Origin of the sequence: Fuerstiella sp. (genome assembly GCA_022447225.1) — a bacterium.
Classification (GTDB): Bacteria; Planctomycetota; Planctomycetia; order Planctomycetales; family Planctomycetaceae; genus S139-18.
In genome coordinates this window covers 62,373-81,875 of record JAKVAZ010000008.1, presented here as the reverse complement: position 1 = coordinate 81,875, position 19,503 = coordinate 62,373, and the positions used below count along the sequence as shown (strand labels likewise).

The 19,503-nt window shown below is 52.3% G+C and carries 15 protein-coding genes and 1 tRNA gene; 4 read left to right on the top strand and 12 right to left on the bottom strand.

From position 1 onward, the window contains the following. Nucleotides 1-34 precede the first annotated feature (34 nt). Complete coding sequence (ureC, locus tag MK110_09715; protein ID MCH2211568.1) at nt 35-1,750, top strand: urease subunit alpha; 1,716 nt, start codon at nt 35-37, stop codon at nt 1,748-1,750. 997 nt (nt 1,751-2,747) lie between these two features. On the opposite strand, the gene MK110_09710 is transcribed toward ureC, so the two are convergent. The 3 genes from MK110_09710 to MK110_09700 form a co-directional block, all read right to left on the bottom strand. Then, nucleotides 2,748-3,797 (bottom strand): adenylate/guanylate cyclase domain-containing protein, encoded by a 1,050-nt coding sequence (locus MK110_09710; protein MCH2211567.1) that lies wholly within the window; start codon nt 3,795-3,797, stop codon nt 2,748-2,750. Between the two features lie 344 nt (nt 3,798-4,141). Continuing rightward, nucleotides 4,142-4,855, bottom strand: a complete 714-nt coding sequence (ureG, locus tag MK110_09705) for an urease accessory protein UreG (protein MCH2211566.1) — start codon at nt 4,853-4,855, stop codon at nt 4,142-4,144. Nucleotides 4,856-4,893: 38 nt separating this feature from the next. Then, nucleotides 4,894-5,673 carry a hypothetical protein gene (locus tag MK110_09700; protein ID MCH2211565.1) on the bottom strand — a complete coding sequence of 260 codons (780 nt, stop codon included), beginning with the start codon at nt 5,671-5,673 and terminating at the stop codon, nt 4,894-4,896. 390 nt (nt 5,674-6,063) lie between these two features. Here MK110_09700 and MK110_09695 point away from each other — a divergent pair, with 390 nt between their 5' ends. After that, nucleotides 6,064-7,404, top strand: coding sequence for an OprO/OprP family phosphate-selective porin (locus tag MK110_09695; GenBank protein MCH2211564.1), 1,341 nt, complete (start codon nt 6,064-6,066; stop codon nt 7,402-7,404). A 424-nt stretch (nt 7,405-7,828) separates the two neighbouring features. On the opposite strand, the gene MK110_09690 is transcribed toward MK110_09695, so the two are convergent. The 7 genes from MK110_09690 to MK110_09660 form a co-directional block, all read right to left on the bottom strand. After that, a tRNA-Ser gene (locus MK110_09690) sits at nt 7,829-7,915 on the bottom strand. A gap of 529 nt (nt 7,916-8,444) precedes the next feature. Next, nucleotides 8,445-9,284 carry a class I SAM-dependent methyltransferase gene (locus MK110_09685; protein MCH2211563.1) on the bottom strand — a complete coding sequence of 280 codons (840 nt, stop codon included), beginning with the start codon at nt 9,282-9,284 and terminating at the stop codon, nt 8,445-8,447. Between the two features lie 221 nt (nt 9,285-9,505). Further along, nucleotides 9,506-9,778 (bottom strand): hypothetical protein, encoded by a 273-nt coding sequence (locus MK110_09680; protein MCH2211562.1) that lies wholly within the window; start codon nt 9,776-9,778, stop codon nt 9,506-9,508. Then, nucleotides 9,753-10,283 carry a hypothetical protein gene (locus MK110_09675; protein ID MCH2211561.1) on the bottom strand — a complete coding sequence of 177 codons (531 nt, stop codon included), beginning with the start codon at nt 10,281-10,283 and terminating at the stop codon, nt 9,753-9,755. Before MK110_09675 ends, MK110_09680 begins: the two co-directional genes overlap by 26 nt. Nucleotides 10,284-10,401: 118 nt before the next feature. Continuing rightward, nucleotides 10,402-11,151: a class I SAM-dependent methyltransferase gene (locus tag MK110_09670; protein MCH2211560.1), complete on the bottom strand. Its 750-nt coding sequence runs from the start codon at nt 11,149-11,151 to the stop codon at nt 10,402-10,404. Then, nucleotides 11,148-11,366 (bottom strand): hypothetical protein, encoded by a 219-nt coding sequence (locus MK110_09665; protein MCH2211559.1) that lies wholly within the window; start codon nt 11,364-11,366, stop codon nt 11,148-11,150. The genes MK110_09670 and MK110_09665 overlap by 4 nt, the downstream gene beginning before the upstream one ends. 67 nt (nt 11,367-11,433) lie before the next feature. Continuing rightward, nucleotides 11,434-12,504 (bottom strand): sugar phosphate isomerase/epimerase, encoded by a 1,071-nt coding sequence (locus tag MK110_09660; GenBank protein ID MCH2211558.1) that lies wholly within the window; start codon nt 12,502-12,504, stop codon nt 11,434-11,436. Nucleotides 12,505-12,889: 385 nt separating this feature from the next. On the opposite strand from MK110_09660, the gene MK110_09655 reads away from it, so the two are divergent. Continuing rightward, nucleotides 12,890-13,378, top strand: a complete 489-nt coding sequence (locus MK110_09655) for a BON domain-containing protein (protein MCH2211557.1) — start codon at nt 12,890-12,892, stop codon at nt 13,376-13,378. A 43-nt stretch (nt 13,379-13,421) separates the two neighbouring features. Here MK110_09655 and MK110_09650 read toward each other — a convergent pair whose 3' ends face one another. Next, on the bottom strand, nt 13,422-14,126 hold the full coding sequence (locus tag MK110_09650) for a hypothetical protein (protein ID MCH2211556.1): 705 nt from the start codon (nt 14,124-14,126) through the stop codon (nt 13,422-13,424). A gap of 110 nt (nt 14,127-14,236) precedes the next feature. Then, nucleotides 14,237-18,040 (bottom strand): hypothetical protein, encoded by a 3,804-nt coding sequence (locus MK110_09645; protein ID MCH2211555.1) that lies wholly within the window; start codon nt 18,038-18,040, stop codon nt 14,237-14,239. Nucleotides 18,041-18,745: 705 nt separating this feature from the next. Between MK110_09645 and MK110_09640 the strand changes: the two genes are divergently transcribed. After that, nucleotides 18,746-19,441 carry a YggS family pyridoxal phosphate-dependent enzyme gene (locus tag MK110_09640; GenBank protein ID MCH2211554.1) on the top strand — a complete coding sequence of 232 codons (696 nt, stop codon included), beginning with the start codon at nt 18,746-18,748 and terminating at the stop codon, nt 19,439-19,441. Nucleotides 19,442-19,503: the final 62 nt, after the last annotated feature.

The following is a 19,503-nucleotide window of genomic DNA, read 5'->3' as shown; positions in this document are numbered from 1 at the left end:
CCGGGCATCGGTGTAATTTGAAGGACAAAAACAGATGGCTTACCGCATTACCCGATCAAATTACGCGGAAATCTACGGACCCACTGTAGGTGACCGGGTTCGTCTCGGTGATACGTCACTCATTTTGGAAGTTGAAAAGGACTTTGCCGTTTACGGTGATGAATGCAAATTTGGAGGAGGCAAAGTTCTTAGGGAAGGGATGGGACAGGCAGCGGGGATCGGACAGCAGGATGCTCTGGACGTGGTGATTACCAACGCGCTGATTGTCGATTATACGGGTATCGTCAAAGCTGATGTCGGTATCAAAGATGGTCGGATCGTGGGGATTGGGAAAGCGGGAAACCCCGATGTGATGGCGGACGTCACTCCAGGCATGATTGTAGGGGTCACAACAGAAGCGATTGCCGGTGAGGGAAAGGTATTGACGGCTGGTGGTCTGGATACTCACATTCATTACATCTGTCCGCAACAGGCTCACGAGGCAGTTGCCAGTGGAATCACCACGATGCTTGGCGGCGGAACCGGACCTGCCACAGGCACCTGCGCGACGACCTGCACGCCCGGGTCCAACCACATTCGGATGATGCTGCAGGCAACGGATGATCTTCCCCTGAATTTTGCTTTTCTGGGTAAGGGGAATACGGCAAAGCCCCAGGGGATACCCGAACAGATTATCGGTGGCGCAGTCGGACTGAAACTTCACGAAGACTGGGGGACGACGCCCGCGGCAATCGACTGCTGTCTGAATGTGGCGGAAGAGTACGATGTGCAGGTCTGCATTCATACAGACACACTGAATGAATCCGGATTTGTGGAACGGTCGATTGCAGCACTCAAGGGACGCACGATCCACACCTATCACTCCGAAGGAGCTGGTGGTGGTCATGCCCCCGACATTCTTCGTGTCTGCGGGGAAGCAAATATCCTGCCCAGCTCAACCAATCCCACTCGACCGTTTACTGTCAATACAGTCGATGAACATCTGGATATGCTGATGGTCTGCCACCATCTGGACAAAAATCTACCGGAGGATGTGGCGTTTGCGGAAAGCCGGATTCGGGGCGAAACCATAGCTGCTGAGGACATTCTCCACGACATGGGGGCCATTAGTATTATGGGGTCAGATTCTCAGGCGATGGGACGCGTGGGTGAAGTCATCACACGTACATGGCAAACCGCGGACAAGATGCGAAAACAGCGCGGACGTCTGCCGGAAGAAACCGGGGACAATGACAACGAAAGGATCAAACGATATATCGCCAAATACACAATCAATCCGGCGATTGCCCACGGAATGAGTCAACACATTGGATCTGTGGAATTGGGGAAACTGGCTGACCTGACTCTATGGAATCCGGCTTATTTCGGAGCAAAGCCGGAAATGGTAATTAAGGGAGGGATTATCGCCTGGTCGCAGATGGGTGACCCCAATGCATCGATTCCCACGCCTCAACCGGTTTTCATGCGACCAATGTTTGGAAGTTTCGGGCGAGCTGCCAGTCCAATTTCGATCGCGTTTGTGAGTCAGGCGGCCGTTGACCAAAGAACGACCGAGGGCTACGGACTGGCGAAAATGATCAAACCGGTAAGTAACTGCCGGTCGATCGGAAAGAAGGACATGAAACGAAACGACATGACTCCTGAAATTACGGTTGATCCGGAAACTTACCAGGTGACGGTTGACGGTGAGGTACTTAGTTGTGCACCTGCCGAACAGTTGCCACTCTCGCAGAAATTTTTCCTGTTCTGATTTGTTCTCTACCTGGCAAACTGTTGCATTGAACATAAGAAGATGCGACTGAACACAGGGGGAACAGGTTCTGATGTCAGTTCACCCTGGTGAACGGTAAACAATGCCCGTTGTTGCTGTCGCATCAGCAGTCGTCTGCTGCAGCGGTCATGCCTGACGTCACACTGTCCGTCTGCGATGGATGAACAGATCTGTCTGAGGCTGCAGTGTGGAGCCGCCTGGGACAATGCGGACTGCTTATGTAAACGCGCTGAAAAGGTAGAGAAGTCGATATGAAGTGTGTCTATCGTTAAAAAACTGATTCCGGCGATGGAAACAGGCAGCGTCTGTCGGATTACTGTTTACGCCGAAGGTCCCTGTTTCGACAGGGTGACACCGGAATCCGGTGGTGCTGGGAAGTCAGTAGATAATGCGTTCATCGAATTCTTCAATGGGTGGCTTTGCACCGGGTTTCTGAGCCAGAACAGGTTTGTGTCGCCGAAAGGCGCCAGACAAAAGACTGCAGTCCGGGGGAATGAACGACTACTACAACAATTGCCTGCGTTACGGATCGGGAAATTTGAGTTCCGAAAATTTTCCCAAGCTGTCCGAAATTCCAATTCCGATGTTGGTAAATAAGTTCGGTGCGGGAGAGGTCGAAGAGGCCACTGGAAAACCGTGTCAGTCGTGGTATCGGTGCCGTTTTCCTGCGGCAGTGTGCGGTTCAAAAATCATGGTTTGGAACGTCAACATTCCGTGCCGGTTATGACTGACCCGATGACGTTTGTGATCGGGTTTTTCCCGTTGCCTGACTCGTGACTGACAGGAACACCAGCAGTTGACGCTGCTGATTAGTCCGGCCAGTCGGGAACGGACGACAGAGGTGCTGTGTACACATGTTGAACGGGCACCGTTTGGGCAACATCCCGAAACTACTCAGGGCAGACGAACCAGGCAGATCCTCGGTTACTAATGTTAGTGACAAAGCAACAGAACAAATACGTGCCGGCCAACTAGCTTATCTTAAGGGATCCGCCGACTCTTCAGGCTTGCGCAGGACATTTGTTGGCACGCCGCCTTCCGGATCTTCCACGCTGAAATCCACATCTGTGTTTGACAGCGCATCGTCTGATTCCGTTCCTGCAAACCTCAGTGTCAGCACTTTGCCAACCTGGACGATCGTGCCGTGCTCGACCTTCACTTCGTCTCCAATCTGAATGGTTCTTCCGTCCACCTTGGTGGATCCCCGGGAGACAGGAGAAAGTGTGAGTCCGTGTATGGTACGTTCGAATTTGAGGTGCCAGCGACTGATACGTTTTGTCAGCTCGGGATCCGGATGCTTAAGCAGGATTGCGTTGGCACGCTTTCCCTGATGCAGAGCCAGACGCCCCATGGAGAAAAATTGTTGTGACGGAAGATCAATGCGTTCATTGAGTTCTTCGATGTGAATTGCCGTGGGAACCCGGTTGGGATCCTGCCAATGCAGCAGATGGATCCGAACTGGTTCAGTCAAACCCTTACCGGTGACGGACTTGCCGGGCTGACAGCGAACGCGCAGCGAAGGGGGAAGTTGCTGAAACGCCGGTTCCGTTAGACGGATTTCTCCTCCATCCGCCGAGGAGGCCACTCGGGCACAGGTATTGACGGTATCTCCGGAGACACTAATGTCGTCGAGGAGCGCACCACCCCAGTGCATTCCGCAACGTATCGTCAGACACTCATCCGGCGGGTGGTCCACGTTGTTTTCGACCAGTTTTTCCTGGAAAGCAATCAGTGACAGCGCTGCGAGTTCTGCGGTATCAAACACACAGAAAGCACCATCACCGGCTGTATCAACTACGCGCCCTCCGTGAAGTGACAGAGCCGCATTCACTAAATCGTGATGCCGTTGCATTAGCCGCTTACCAGCTATATCGCCCTTTAATTCGAAGTAAGCAGTCGAACCTACTACGTCGGTAAACGCCAATGCTATTTTCCGCTCGAAGCGACGACGAAGCTGGCTGGCAACTTCGGCCTGCAGCTGAATGAAGTCCTGAAGACTCAACTTATCCCAGTCGAAATTCGGCATGTAACAGAGATTAATGCACCAAAAAACAATGTCAAATGTTGTGTTCTGTCTGCAGGACTCCGGATGGAGTCCTGGGAAGGATGGAGGGAACGAGGGCTGGCGGCAATGGTGAAAATCAGGTGGGGTATGTATTGAACCGGTCTGTTTGCGATTTTGAGCTGAGGTTGGCACCTTCCCTGAGGTTGAACAGAGTGCGACATTCTTCCGGTTTTGGTGACCGGCTACTCAATTTGATGAAACCGTCAGGAAATCAGTCGCAGGCCCGAATTACTATTCCGTTTGGGGACAACAACGCGGGTAGAAAGATTTTGTCAGGTCGCTGCCGGCGCACTGATCTTTCCAGATCAATCAGGCGCGACCTGCCCGGACGTTTGCTCTTTCCACGCGGAGATTACGTGTTCAGCGATTACCTCGACGCCTTGATCCGCTTTGGCCTGAGCAAAGACAAACGGACCTTCACCACGCATTTTTTTGCTATCCCTGTCCATGACAGATAGATTTGCCCCAACCATTTGAGCGAGATCAGTTTTGTTGATCACCAGAAGATCTGACTGTGTTGTTCCAGGGCCTCCCTTACGAGGGATTTTGTCTCCTCCTGCGACGTCAATGACATAGATTGTGTAGTCAGCCAGTTCCCGGCTGAAATCCGCTGCCAGATTGTCACCGCCTGACTCCAGCAGAACCAGGTCAGGCTGGAAGTCACGAGTGAGGTCTGTTACTGCCAGCAGGTTCATCGTAATGTCTTCGCGAATCGCCGCATGCGGGCAACCACCTGTTTCAACGGCGCGAATTCGTTCAGCATCAAGAGCCTGATTACGAATTAGAAAATCGGCATCTTCTTTCGTAAAGATATCGTTTGTTACGACTGCCAGTCTGAAGTGCTCGCGGAGCCTGCGGCACAGAGCAAGAACCAGGGCACTCTTGCCCGTTCCCACGGGGCCGCCGACACCCACTGTAAATGCACGTTCGTTATAATTGCGACCCGGCAGCGGTTGTGTTCGTTCATGAAACTCTCCGGGATGGTCGAGATGTTCATGGTCATGGTCGTGAGAATGCATGATTTCTTCCTAAGCTTTTGTCTTTTGTTGCCCCTGTGTCAACTCTGAAACAGACGCGTATAAAGCCGATCGTGTGTTCCGTGCAGGAGATCCAGTAGTGATGCTGTCTGGACGGCGTCACTGACGCGGAGACTTCTGCATTTCATTCCGATGCGTTTACTGTGAGGGGCGAGTTCGAACTGCAGCGCCTGTGCCTCAAGTGGACCGATAATACCCAGTCGAACAGCGGCCGAAAGCAAGTCACGTACTGCCGTATACAGAAACAATCGAAGGGCAGTTTCGTGTGTGACCGCAAGCAGCCTGGTAATGCAGCCCCAGATAACAGGGTAATGGGTCTTCAGATCACCTTCGCGCATTGCACCGGAAAGTTCTGTCAACCAGCGATGTCTGAGAAATTCGCCGGAAATTTCTTTTCCTGACCGTTCTGTGTCCTGGCTGCTGTCGGAATGCTGAAAGGCAGCAGTGGCGGCCGTCAGAAACGCGCGTCCCTGCGCTTGACTTGCCCGGCTGGCGACATGGTTGGAAAGGAACACATCGAAATCGTGATCAAGCGATTTTAGTCGATCAGGAGATAGATAGCTTTCAGAAACGAACGGCACAACGGACCTGCCTGTATGAACGAGATGGTGTTTGATAAGTTCTTTCAGGGTGGCGCCATCGGTAACACGTTTCCACCGCAACTGTACTTCCAGGCCCGCGGAGTGAACGAATCCCCCGGAAGGAAAGGTTGCATCGACAAGTTGCCACAGCGTTTCGTCTCCGGTTGTAGAAATTCGCGACGGCGATGGGGGCATTGGCAGCGTAGTAACAGTCAGCATGTGGTGTTTCTCACTGCTTTTGTCCGGCAGGTTCACTTGCAGCAGATATTGCAGAACTCCAGATCATAAAATGTGACGGTTATGTAATTCAGAGCGGTGGATTGTGTCGGTTATTCTAACTTAAGGTGAAAACTATCGAATCGCTGGCTGGACTTCAATCAGTGAGTCGAACGGCATGATATGCGGGGCCTTGGCGTTGCAGGCAACCAATTGCTTCCGGATGGAGCAGTCGCAGTTGATTGTTGGTGGCACACGTTGAGTTGGGTGATTTATTCAAAGTGTTCCACACCGCTGTCCCCGCCTACATTTCGGATAACCGAAGCGATCACCTGTACAGGCGAACTTCATTGGGTGATGTTGAGGTCCCCTAACATGCGCAAGGAGTCACGTATGATGTTTCGAACAACCAGGACGATTGGAATCGTCGCAGTATTAGTCGGTATTTCACTTGCTGCCGAAGCACAGGAAGTAGCGCTCAACGGCTCTATTGAAGAGTTGGTACAGCAGACCCGGACAAATCCGGTCAGCTTTTCTTCCGTGCTTAACAACAAGAGTTGCGTTACTGAGAGTTGTGCTACAGAGGATTGTGGCGAGGGCTGTGGCCGTGGCTGTGGAACGTGTTTCAACTGGGGTGAAAACACATGGCTGAGCGTTGGTGCGGGTATCCGAACCAGTTACACCTCGGGAGACCCGGCACAGGGCGGTGGCGAGGACTTCGCCATCAATAACGCACGTCTTTATTTTAATGGGAAAGGCCACGAACGAATCGGGTTCGAATTCAATACTGATCTGAACAATGCCCAGGGTTTTGGAGGCGGCAGTCCGGTTGCTGACGAAATGAGAGTCCTGGATGCCATCCTTAAGTTTCAGCTTACGGACAATGTTCATTTCTGGATGGGGCGAATGTTGCCGCCAAGTGACCGCTCAAACCTTGATGGACCGTTTTATCTCAACGCATGGAATTTCCCCTTCGCCCAGTTTGGCTACCCCAACATTTTCCAGGGTCGTGATGACGGAGCGGCTTTGTGGGGAGAGCAGGGCGGTGGAGCGTTCAAGTGGCAGATTGGTGCTTACGAAGGTGAAAGCGCCGGCGGACCCAACTTCATCCCAAATGGCCCTAGTGACAACCTACTGTATGCCGGTCGCGTCACTTTGAACCTGCTTGACCCGGAACCTGGCTATTACAACGCCAGTACTTATTACGGTGAAAAAGACATCCTGGCCATTGGTGCTGCGATGATGCACCGAAATAATTCAAACTCAGTGGTAGCGCCTGGCGCAGACTACACTGGCTGGAACCTTGACGCCCTGTTTGAAACCAAACTGAGCAATGGTGGCGTGGTTTCTCTGGAAGGTGCCTACTACGACTTTGATGACGATGATGTTGTGGCTCCAAATTCAACACTCCCTCCATCGGGGGGGTCTCGTCAGGGCCAAAGTTACTTTATGCTTGCCAGTTACCTGTTCCCGCAGGAGTGCTGTATTTTCGACATTGCCGGAAAATTTCAGGTGATGGGACGGTACCAGGAATATGATCGCGAACTACCTACAGTTGCTGCACTGCCAGGTACGGATGATCAGGTCGACATTCAGCTGAACTACATCATGTTCGGCCACAATGCTCGAATTTCAGCAATTTGGTCACGGCTGAACCAGACTGCTGCGGCACAGACTCGTGTTGGTGGCGCCAGCAGCGACACCTTCACGCTGGGTGCACAGGTCCAGTTCTGATCTGTCGGGGCGAAATGCCCCGAAACCGCATGTTAGAGCAAACACCTCCTCGTTCACGATTCAAAAGAAGTTTGGCAGCAGCCATCACTTCAGTCGTGCGGGGAGGTTTTCTCTATTCAGGACTCAGTTCAGGGACTTTTTGCCGTGATCTCGAAGTGCTCTTTCCCATATGTCTGTCACTTGACTTACCTGATTCGAAAGTGACCGAGTGCCATTGGATGTTGAAATGTCGTGCTGGGCGGCCTCATCTGTTGTGTCCGTGCTGAGGTTACGCATTGCGAGCAGGTTCGTGTTGCTCAGGGGACACCCACGAGCGTGTCGGAAATCTGTTTCCGGGGCTGTTGAGTCAACGAAGATGTCAATTCGACTTTTAGACCACAGACTCTGACCAACAATGAGACGACGTAAGTCGCCGGTGTAAAAGCGGAGAGGCAGGGATTCGAACCCTGGGTAGGTTTGACCCTACGCCGGTTTTCAAGACCGGTGCATTCGGCCACTCTGCCACCTCTCCGATGTGTGTTTTATCCCTCAAAAACAAGGGATTCCTGCATAAGCCGGCGTTTTCTCATTCGAACATTATCGCTTTCATTTTGACGGGTGCCCCATGCCAAAGGCAACGAAGCTTCGAAAGAAAAAACTGGCCGGATCACACACTGATAAACAGAACCCGGAGGAGAGTCCCGGTACGTCGGACATGTTGCGAAGGTCACACACGCCGACTCAAGGGCTCACTTCACTGAATGTCTCCAGTCTAGCGGCAGGTGCAAAATCCAACAAGAGTCCCATAACGCTGGACCCGATGAATCGTTTTCTCCATTGGATTGAATATCAGAGTCAACGCACCTGCAGGCAGAGGAAACGGTACTACAGTGACTTTGCAAATCGTCAAATCGACACGCGGTCATTACCGACCTTCCCGCGACAAAGCTCACTGGACACCATAATCGTGAGGTGACTGAAAAAATGCACTGCCAGAACCGCGAGACACTCTACGTCTGAAGAACACACCGTCAGTCCAGGTTTTGCAATCTGTGGTCTGTTCAGCCGGTCGATGACCCTGGTACGGCAGCTCCTGACTTAATTCCGACAAAAGTGCCTCGATCATGTTCACGATAAACGCCGTTGAGGATGTTGTCGGCAATGTCCGGTGCGAAATGATCGAACTGCTCCACAACCGTATCAAATCCAGCCTCGTAGACCGCTTGAATCAGGTATTCCCGCTGAATCCAGAAAGATCGTCGATTGTCCCAGGAGGCCTGGGTTGCATTCTCCCGATCCGCGAATGAACCATCATCAAAGAACTCGGTGTACCAACGCCCAGGTATTCCCTCGTTTACGGTCATTTCGGACAGGCTGTGAGTAACGCGCCCTTCAGGAAGTGGCTTTCGAAAGTGTTTGCTGAACCAGTTGGTCGGTCGATTTTCTGTCGAAAAGTGAGTCTGCAGGATCAGGCATTTTTTCGTCACGTGAGCCAGGAGATCCAGAAACTCTTTGGGACGGTCCAGATGATAGAGCAGACCACTGCAGAAGACGGCGTCAAATTCCCCGTACCGACTGATGTTCCACACATCGTCCTGAACGAATTCAAGATTGGGCAGGTCCGTTTTCGACTTCACGTACCTGCATGCATCTATGTTTGAACTGCGGACATCGATTCCGACGACTTGAAATCCCATTCGTGCAAATTCAACGGAATACCCTCCCTCCAGACATCCCAGATCAGCAATCCGCAGTGTCTTTCGGTCCTGTACAAACACAGTTTCCAACAATCTGCGAGTAGAGACGAAACGGGGTTCTCGTTCCAAAGACCACCCTGCGTTGGGGCGAGTGAGTGTGCCGTCGTCGAGTCGAATACAGTGAGCAATGAATTGAGGTGCCACAGCGGACTCTTTTCTCATTGTAAAACGGCTGATAGTCACACTGTGTGTGATACGAAATGAATCTACACTGCAGTCGAAGCACATAGCGACCCGGAAAGTGGCCCGACCGCAGAGTTTGTGATGGTTGTTTTATACGTCCGAGACTACCTGATTGTAAAATCCAGGGTAATCGTCTGGTGTGTCGCCGCCTCGGTACTGGATAGCAGACCGCGGATGCTGGTTCATCTGCCCCGTAATGTTGTAGGGAATGGACGGCCCCAGTCGTACTGTTCTCGCAGTGGCAGGATGACATCCTGAATCACTTTGAGAATCGGGCGCAGGTCGAACTTTGGATTCCTCTGGAAGCCGAGCAGGATCTCCAACGGACAATTTCCGGCCCCGCGTCCCATTCGCAACAGGGTCCCGTCGGCACGGTTCGCACCCAGAACGATTGCTTCAATGGTGTTCGCAAAGGCGAGTTGCAGACTGTTATGCACATGAGTCCCGACATCCATGTCTGCTCCTTCCACTGCGTTTGGCATACTTCTTGACAAGGTAGTCGATCTGTTCGCGGTACAGGTTGCCGTAGCTGTCCACGACCACCACCGCGAGGGCCGGCGTTGTGGCGGCTATTTTAAGTACCTGATCTATTTCCGCGTCCTGCACAATCGAGATCGCGATAATGTTCAGACACGTCTCGTATCCCAATTCATGGCAGTGTCTTAACATATCTGCTGCCTCTAAAATCTGGTGGATGTAGCAGGCAACCCGAATCATATCCAGGACACTGTCGTTTGCCGGAATGATCTGTTTTTTCCAGTTGCTCTTTGCGCCCGCGTCCACCATTGCACACAGCTTAATCCCGGTGGTCTTAAAAGAGTGGTCGCCGACCGCTCGCCACATGTCTTCTTCGTGACAGTGACGCCATGGTCCGAATTGATCGGGCGAAAATACCTCGGGATCGTTTTTGTACCCGATCTCCATGTAATCGACGCCGGCTTCGACACAGGCCTCATACACGGACCTGACCTGGTCGGCAGCGAGTACAGGAATCGAGCGATGCAGTCACTGAATATCGCTCACACCATTCTTTACCAGTCGTGCGACGATTGGACGGGTATCAATAAAACTCAGACGTTCAGCTTCCTGAATTCTGCTTCGTAAACACAAGAATGTGCTGCCATGGCAGTACATTTACTGTTTCGCCCCATTTGAGACTGAATTCAGGCTGGCTCAATTCTTTGATGACCTGATCTTCGCTCATTTTGTGGACGAGCTTAATCGGGACTGTGGGATCTTCCATGCGGTATTCCACCAGGACAACACGGCCACCGGGTTTTATTGCTCTGGAGATTTCGAGCATCATCTCGTAGGGGAATTCAAATTCATGGTACACATCAACCATGATTGCCAGATCAACGGATTCCGGCTTCAGATTCGGTGATTTAACTGTACCTTTAACGGGTTTGATGTTTCTGATGCCGGCCCGCCGGCTTCGCCTCTTCAGCCGCAGCAGCATCTCTTTCTGAATGTCAACCGCCATGACCTTGCCGCGGGGAAGAATCTGTTCCGCCATGAGCATGGAAATCACGCCGGAGCCGGCACCGATATCTGCAACAACATCTCCCGCTTTCAGCTTGAGAGACTTCACCATCAGCGACAGCCGTTCTTCCTGTTCCCGCGTATTACGTTCAAGCCAGGCAGCTCCTGCGAAACCCATGACACGAGCAATTTCACGGTCCAGATAGAATTTGCCAATGCCGTTGGGATCGTGTTGTCTGCGGAACTCGTAGCGAACTCCGAAATTTGTACTTGGTGTTTCCGGGTCCTGCGCCATCGAGATGATCGAACACCCGAGGACGACGATTGCAGCTGGAAGTGATTTCATAACGTCGTTTCCGTCTGGTTCTTTAGCAGGGCCCACTGGTCATCCGACAGAGTCACCGATTCTTCCACGAGGAGACGTGGAATCCCGTCCACAATCGGAAACTGCAGGCGGTGTTCATCGGAATCACAGATCAGCGACTCTCCAATAAATACGAGCTCCCCCCTGCATTTCGGACAGGCCAGGATGTCAGAAACAGCTTTGAAGTTGAAAGTCATTTTGATGGTTCCAGTGTCCAGCCAATGCGTCGCTGATGTGACTTACCTCATCTGATATGAATCAGTGTCAAAAACCACGTTCTGCGCGAATATCTGAGAAGTTACGCAGTGAGTATTCAATTCCCGCATAATCCAGACACGAACAGAGGGCCCGAACGGCCACTCCCATGCCATCCGGACCACTGAATCCTCCAAACTGACCACCGCCCTTCAGGTGGGGTTCGGTTTCCATGTAAAAGCCGGGGAGCCCCAGGGCTTTCAGACGGTTGCAGATTTCCGGCAGCCGATTACGCAGATCTCGGAAGATTAACTCGTGTCCGGCGTCACCAACGTTTGCCGGAACGAAATTTTTCAGACGATCCTCGTCGACGACGCCAGTCCATTCCAGGTCCGGATCGATCGCATAATCCTTAACATGCATCCATCCGAGAAACGGTACGGTAGCCAGGTACTCTTCGTAGACCTGCACCGGATTCTTATTTTGGGCAGCCACGTTCCCTCCATCAAAGATCAGGACCATGGAAGGATGGTCGACACGCTTTGCAAGCTCAGCCAGCAGTGGACCGGTTTCGCCAACCAGATTGGGTTCGATTTCCAGTCCGTAGATCAGTCCTTCCTGTGCACAGGCGTCTGTAATCTGCCTGATGTTTTCAGCGGCCAGGTCAAGATGGTCATGAGGATCGGTACCGCGCGGATGATAATAGGAAAATCCTCGAATCAGCTTCGTATTGAGCTGCTTCGCTGCAGCGATTGTCTTTGCGACTTCACCGGCAAGATATTCCTGCTGAGAGATAAATACATTATGGGAACCATCATCAACATCCAGCAGTTTGACTTTACCGACTCGGGCTCCAATGCTGGTGACGCTGATGCCGTACTCATTATGAAATTGATTCAGTTGTTTGTACTGGTCTGCTGAAAGATCAACAACGTGTTGAATGTTGCCGTTACCGGACAGATCAATGAAGCGGGGACTGTAACTGCGCAGTCCGATAGCTGCCATTGCTGTCATTTGCTCCAGAGCCGTACGATGATTGGCTGCTTCGTCGGCAAAGGCACTGATCAGGACGGATGGTCGTTTTGTCATAGTTGCATCGGTGGCGGGGAAGAAGAAGTGGTAGGACCCAATGTCAGCCATTGTTTCGCCGTGGATGGAGTGAGACAAGGGTGAGGGGTGGATCAAATCAGTCGAAAGACAGAGTCCGTCGGATCACAGGCAGAATCCGATTCGTTTTTTCCGGATTCCGCGATTCTGGATCGACAATTTTTCTTCCGACCGAATTAAGAATGCTTTTGCGACCGGAGTGCTTGAAGTCATGAACGCGGACGATGAGAATACAGTCAAAATATTGGCTGCTCACGGGACGAGTAAGCGATGCGTCGTCCCCGGTTGAAAATCTCAACGTATGATTACTTTCTTCTGTTCCTCCGTGTTTTTTGTCTGTTTTGTTTTTAGCAGCAACAATGCATCGGCACAGTTATTTGGTAACAGAGATATTAGTTCGAATCGCAACGAAAGAGCTGTGGATTCATCCACTGCAGTCACCGGAGCAGAAAGGTTTGTACGGGGAAATCGGAAGGCCGGTGACTTTGTCGGAACGTCCAGGTCAGAGGATGCCACTTTCGTTGGTGCGGCAAAGGCGACTGGTGCTGTCACTCGTTCAGTGACCGGACTGGCGGAGCCCGCAGAGCCGGCAGTGTCCCGGGTGAATGTTCCTCGCATTCCATCGCTGTCCGGCATGTATGCGGAACGCCTGACGATTGCGTTTGAGCCGATTGCCGGCGGCAGGTACCGTCTTCCGCCCAAAACGAAGCTGTCAGACTCATTGCGGACGATTGTCCAAAACCGTGGTCTGAAAGTTCAACTGTCTCTCGGCAATTCTGCAGTGACGTTGCGAGGGAAGGTTGATTCGCCGCAGCAGAAGCGGCTTGCTGAGCTGCTGGTACTTTTCGAGCCGGGAATCGGGACGGTAACGAACGAGCTGAATGTTATGCCGAATTTGTCGCGTTGAACTGGTTTTCCTCTGTCCGGTCCCCGCCGGGAGAAACACCGGATTATTCATTGGATGTCAGGTCGTTTTGGGGGGAACGGACACTGATTTTCGGTGTTCCGAGGTCTTCCGGTTCCGGGAACAAATCGAATGTGGACAGACTGTTCCTGTCAATCTGCTGGTTGCGTTTTACGAATCCCGGGCTAACGCCTATTTCAGAAGAACGAAGCGATTGACGTGCTCGAGACGGACGATGCTGTTGTCGAGTCCATGAAATTTGCTGCACACCGTCACCGAGAGTTGCCTGTCGGTTTTCGGTATCCTGATGAGATTTCTGCTGAGCTGTGGGCATCGCGACCGGTCCAGGAAGGATCACTTTCGATGCCGGTGCGGTTATGTCGGTACCATCTCTGCCCACAAATCTTGCAACGACCGTCAATTCGGTACGTTCGCTGCCGGCTCCGTCCCAGGGAATCCAAAAACTGTAGGAGTGACCGACTTTGGATTTGCTGTAGTGATTTTGAAGGTTGTCAGCAGTAAAAACGTATTTTCGGTCGGGCTTACGCTGCTTCGTGGATTGGCTGTCGTTCCATACGTAAACTGTAACAGCACCATCGACCCGTACGCCTTCTTTGCGTTCACCGGTATAGAAGATGAATCGACCACCACACCCCCGGCGGCCTCGCTTGCCACGCTGGTGCAGAATCGTGTCCGTCCACAGCGGAATCATCTGATGAGGCGCCTGGAATTCAGGTGTCTGCCCGAACATGCTGGTGAATCCGGAATCAAAAACAGTGCAACCTGTTAGTGCGGTGCAGCTGCAGACTATCAGCAGACTGTACAGCCATCGATGCAACGTATTGCTGGTTGGGTTCGGACTCATGATTGCTCACCCGGACCGATTCCAAAGAAACGTCGCTGTTTGTTTTCGTTTGGGAGTTCTGGCGGAGGCTGATCTCGGAAGTCCGGTATTTCCTGATCCGAGTCAGACTCGTCGAAATGTCTGCGAAAATCGACCTGATCAAAATCGACCTGATCAAAATCACCGTCGAAGTCGTTAACCACATTATTGTTGGAAACGTCGTTGAGCGACGTGGTGGGAACCGGATCGGTGACCGGAATTTGAGTTGGCTCCACCGGCGGCGAGGTGCCAGACCTGTTCAGGTCAGGTACGTCAGGTACCGCGTCGGGATAGATCACTTCAACATCCGAATCATCGCTCGGAGAATAGCCTGTGGGGCCGGAGCCGATGAATTCAAACACGTCAGATGAAACCCACGACATGCGAGACATTTCGACCTGTTTGAGATACTCAGCATCCCCGCGTCCGAGAACAACATGCGGTGTAAGAATAATCAGTAGTTCCGTGCGGCGATTGGCAAAAGAGTCGTAACGAAACAGTTTGCCCAGTGCCGGCAGGTCTCCCAGCCAGGGGATTTTGCGATGTTCGACCGTGTTGTTTGTGGTAATGAGTCCACCGATCACAATCGTTTGACCGGTGGCAGCGCTCACTGTTGTTTGGGCGCTGGTAATATTGACTCGGGGTGATCGGACTACGGTTCCTTCTGTCGATACAAAAATTGGAATTCCCTGTGCTTCAGATCCAACTTCGGATTTCGTGGCATCGACCTGCATCACGACGGTTCCGTCGGGATTGATCCGGGGAATTACACCAAGCAGCAGACCAACATCAGTGTTTTCGACGGTGTTGACCTGGCCAAACTGAGTCACCGAACTGCTGGCGATTCGTGGAACGCTCTGTCCCACCTGAATAAACGCCTCCTGATTGTCCAGTGTCATGATTTGCGGACGACTCAGAATCTCCACGCTGCCGGACTGGTCCAGGGCTCTCAGCAGAACGCTGACATTTTCGCTGCTTGCCGAAAGTACAAGTCCGCCGAACCCGAGCTTCGCATTTGTCCGCCCCACACTGAAGTGAGACAGTCCCTGGCCGGCAACCTGTCCGGAAGTCGCCTGCGATCGATTGCTTCCGCTGTTTCCCAGTGGATTGTTGTTGAAGTCGAAGCCAGGCGTATTGCTGGCGGCGACAATATTTTCCTGAGTTGTTGTGACGACTCCGGCGGGGGTGGATGACGTCGTGGATATGGCTGTCTGGACGAGATCTCCCAGCAGGCTGCGGTCAAACAACAGGCTGTCCTGCAGTCCCAGTTCCATTCCAACCTCGTGAAAATTGCTGAGATCAACTTCCGCAAGGATTACCTGAATCATGACCTGTGGCGGTTTGCTGTCCAGACCTTCGACAAGTTCCATAATCTGATCGAAGAATCGAGGTGTTGCACTAATGATCAGCTGATTACGTACTTCTTCAGGGACGACCACCACTTCCTGTTGAATCTGTTCAAAAGGGTTTTGGCGTCCCGGGGCAGCCTGACTGACGATACGCTCGCTCTGCAGAAATTCATTGACGGCCTGAGCAACAGCCGTGGCGGGCGTGTTTCTCAGGCGATAGACCTCATTGACACGCTCCTGCGATGCAACTTCATCCAGACGTATCAGCAGTGCTTCCATAATCTGCAGATCACTGGACGTTCCTGTTGCAATGATGGTGTTTGTCCGTATATCAACCGAGAACCGTACCGGCACCAGTGAGGTTTCTCCTTCAGCGGTTGCTAACGCGGGCACGCCGGATCCCGTCGATGTTGCAGGGAATAGTGTCCTCAGCACCGTAACCAGATCGGCAGCGTTTCCGTTGGCAATCTCAAAGACCTTAATCACCGCCGAAGCTGCGGGCGACTCATCAAGATGTTCGATCAGTCGTTCCACGAGCGGCAGGCTTTCTTCGGGGCCGGTGACAAAAATCGTATTGGTTCTGGCATCAGGAGTCAGCTTCACATCGTTCAGGATTCCGGAAGCGACAATTTCCTGTCCGTCGGGCTGTACCAGCAGCATTTCCAGTTCAGATGCCTGACGTCCGGTTGTTCCGGCGGCCGCAGCTGTAATTGCGGTTGTGATGGTCGTTGCCACGTCGGTCGCCAGAGAATTCTTCAGACGAATGATGCGTCCCTTACTGACGGACGCTGATGAGTTCGAATCAAGGTGTTTGATCAGCCTTTCAACTTCCTGCATGTCACGGGACGGGGCGTAGACGATCAGGCTGTTGGTACGAAGATTGGGAGTCACGGCGACGCCCGGAGTCAAACCTCCAGTTCGGTCCAGTGCCTGCTGAAGAGCAGTCACGACCTCGCCGACTCCCGCATTTTTCAGCGAAAATATTCTCATGTCTCTGTCGGGTGAAATCGGTTGATCCAGCTGACTAATGAGTTTTTTTGCTGCGGCGACTGATTCGCCCCAACCAATAATCAGCAGTGCATTTGGTTTGGAAATGGGTGTCACTGCGACGCGCCCCTGCAGAGGCTCTGTTAGTGCGTTCAGAACCTGCTCGATAAATCTGTTCAGGCCCCCACTATGTACATGTTGCAGAAAAAAGATCTCAATCTCCGGAACTGTTTGTTCACTGAGACGTTCGATCTCACGGATAATTCGGATCAGTTCCTGGACATCGGCATCCTTACCCTGGATGGCAAGGACATCGAGTCCGGGAAACGGCTGCACCGAGACGCCCAAAAGCGGAGGACGAAGGTCCTGTTCACCCGGTTTCTTTTCGTCATCCGGTTTTTCGGTCTCTTCAGCTGGCTGTACCTCCTGCGGGGAGAACATCGCCTGTTGGATCGTTCCACTGGTGTTAGGGGAACTCCGACTGCCCTTCATCAGGTTACGAGTGTGTGATGACTCGCGCCAAAGCCGGAGCGCACGCTCAAGTACTTCGGGACGGACTTTGCGAAGAGGAACGAGACGGATCGACTGACCGACTGAGCGATCCTTTAACCGTTCGAACAATTCAAACAACGTAACAAACTGAGCAATAAGTTCCTGGTCTCCGTTGAGCTCGCAGGTCTGAGTTTTTGTGTCAAAACGCAGAATCACTTGATCGTTATTCGCGGACTTGTATCGGACTGTCCCGTTCTGGCGAACCTGGAGCTGATCTTTAAGCAGCCGGTTGAGTGCTGTCTGACACTGTTCCGCCGAGTAATGCTGTATCTGATACACTTTCGTTACAGAGGGACGTGAATCGGAGTGATTCGTACCATTCGGAAACAATGCTGAGGGGGCACTCACCCGGACCAAATCTGTTTCATTTTGAAACATCCGATCCTGAACAGAGTCACTTGAATCGGTTTTTAAAACGCTTCCCGTGCTGAGCAGTTTTTCAGTTAGCCGGTGAATTTGCGGGCTAGCCATCACGAGGATTTGACTGTTGCGACGAAGTACGGAGATTCGAGCGCCGGTTCCGAGCGATTTTCTGAGCAACTCCACTCGATTGTTCAGCTCGGCCTTCTCGACAGAATAAGCGTGCAGCTCAGTCGGTTCGTCCTTTTTCCGGGCACGACTGCTATCGGGTATGTCCACACTGTTGATCAGTCGGGCAGCAAGTTTCTGAATTTTTGGTGGCGCCAGCAACAAAAACTCATTTGTTTCGTCGTTGATAACGATGCGGACATTTGCGGCGTCGTCGGTCAGGTCGGCAAGCATGCGCTGAACTTCAGACGCTTCCACATACCGGAGTGACCAGGATCGATACGTGTCACCCGACTGTGCCAATGCCAGCACGTTCAATGTGCCCAGTGTGAGACACGAAATGACGTACAGGATGATTAACTTCATGGCGATCCGCACATTGAGTTTTACCGACCTCCTCGCATTCGGAGACTCAGTATTCGCAACCTATTTTGGGTTTAAAAAACCTGCAATGGGGGATCACAGCCTGTGAGATGTGTATTTTGACTGCCTGTGGCGGTCGCGTTCTGTATCGGCGTATCCCGCTGAACACGCGAACCAACTGAAGTTCCCGGGCAGTTGGACGTGGCCTCGGTTTGGCATGATTTGCTGGATGGTGTTGACACACTCACACACACAACTCTGGGTATGTGGTGAATTGGGGCGCATAAAGAAAACCTCTCGTTTTCGTGATGAAAACGAGAGGTTTTCCAATATGTCCCGGAAGCAGCGAATCCCAGGGGGGGCGGAGGACTCAAGCTACTTCCGGGGGCGATTGGTTCTTTCAAGTAGCATGAGACAACTACTGTCCTGACCGCATCTGCAGGGAACGTATGAGTATCTTCAGAACTGGTCAAGATCGATTGCCACGCTGAATTTGTACGGCGGCGACGAACTGAGCGATTTAACTATGCTGATGTCAAGGTGTTACAGTACTGATGGTCATAAACCGGCAGATCATGCCGTTCGAATGTTGCTGGAATTAATAAAAACAGACTGGAAACCCGATTTCGGAGGACAGCCGCGAGGTCCGCGGCCGTTATCGTGGTCTGGATTCAGACTTTCCGTCAGACAGTCACCAGGAAACAGGAATTGGAACAAATCCGGACAACACTCCGAGCGAATCTGGAATCCATCAACGCTCGAATTTCTGACATCTGTCGCGCCTGCGGTCGTTCTTCGGATGATGTGCAGCTGATTGCGGTCACAAAATATGCCAAATGGGAGTGGGTTCAGGCGCTTGCCGAAATTCATTCCAGCTTCGGTGAAAGTCGTCCTCAGCAGCTTGCTGACAGGCAACCGCAGCTCCCTGAGATTCAGTGGCACCAGATTGGTCAGGTCCAGCGCAACAAGGCGCGGCTCGCCGTTCTGCATGCCAGTACCATCCATTCAGTTGATTCCCTGCAGCTTTTGAAACGCCTGAGTCTGCTGGCTGAGCAGTCAGCCTGCTCCGTAAAAATTTTGCTTCAGATCAATATTTCCGGTGAAAGCTCGAAATCCGGCTTCGAGCCGGACAGCATTTTGGATTCATGGGAGGCGATTGTGCGGACAGCCGGACCCTGCACGAAACTCACCGGGCTGATGACCATGGCACCGATCAGTGAAATGTCTGAAGACGCACGTCCGGTCTTTAAGCAGCTCACACGACTGCGACAGGAACTGAATCAGAGAGATTCAACTGCTGTCTTGACGGAACTGTCGATGGGTATGAGTGGTGACTTCGATGTGGCGATTGAGGAAGGTGCGACAATGATTCGAATTGGCAGGGCACTGTTCCAGGGGCTTTAGAAAAGACAGTTGGTTGCTCTTTGTGCACCGGTTACGGGCTGCCACGAATCAACAGATGTCTC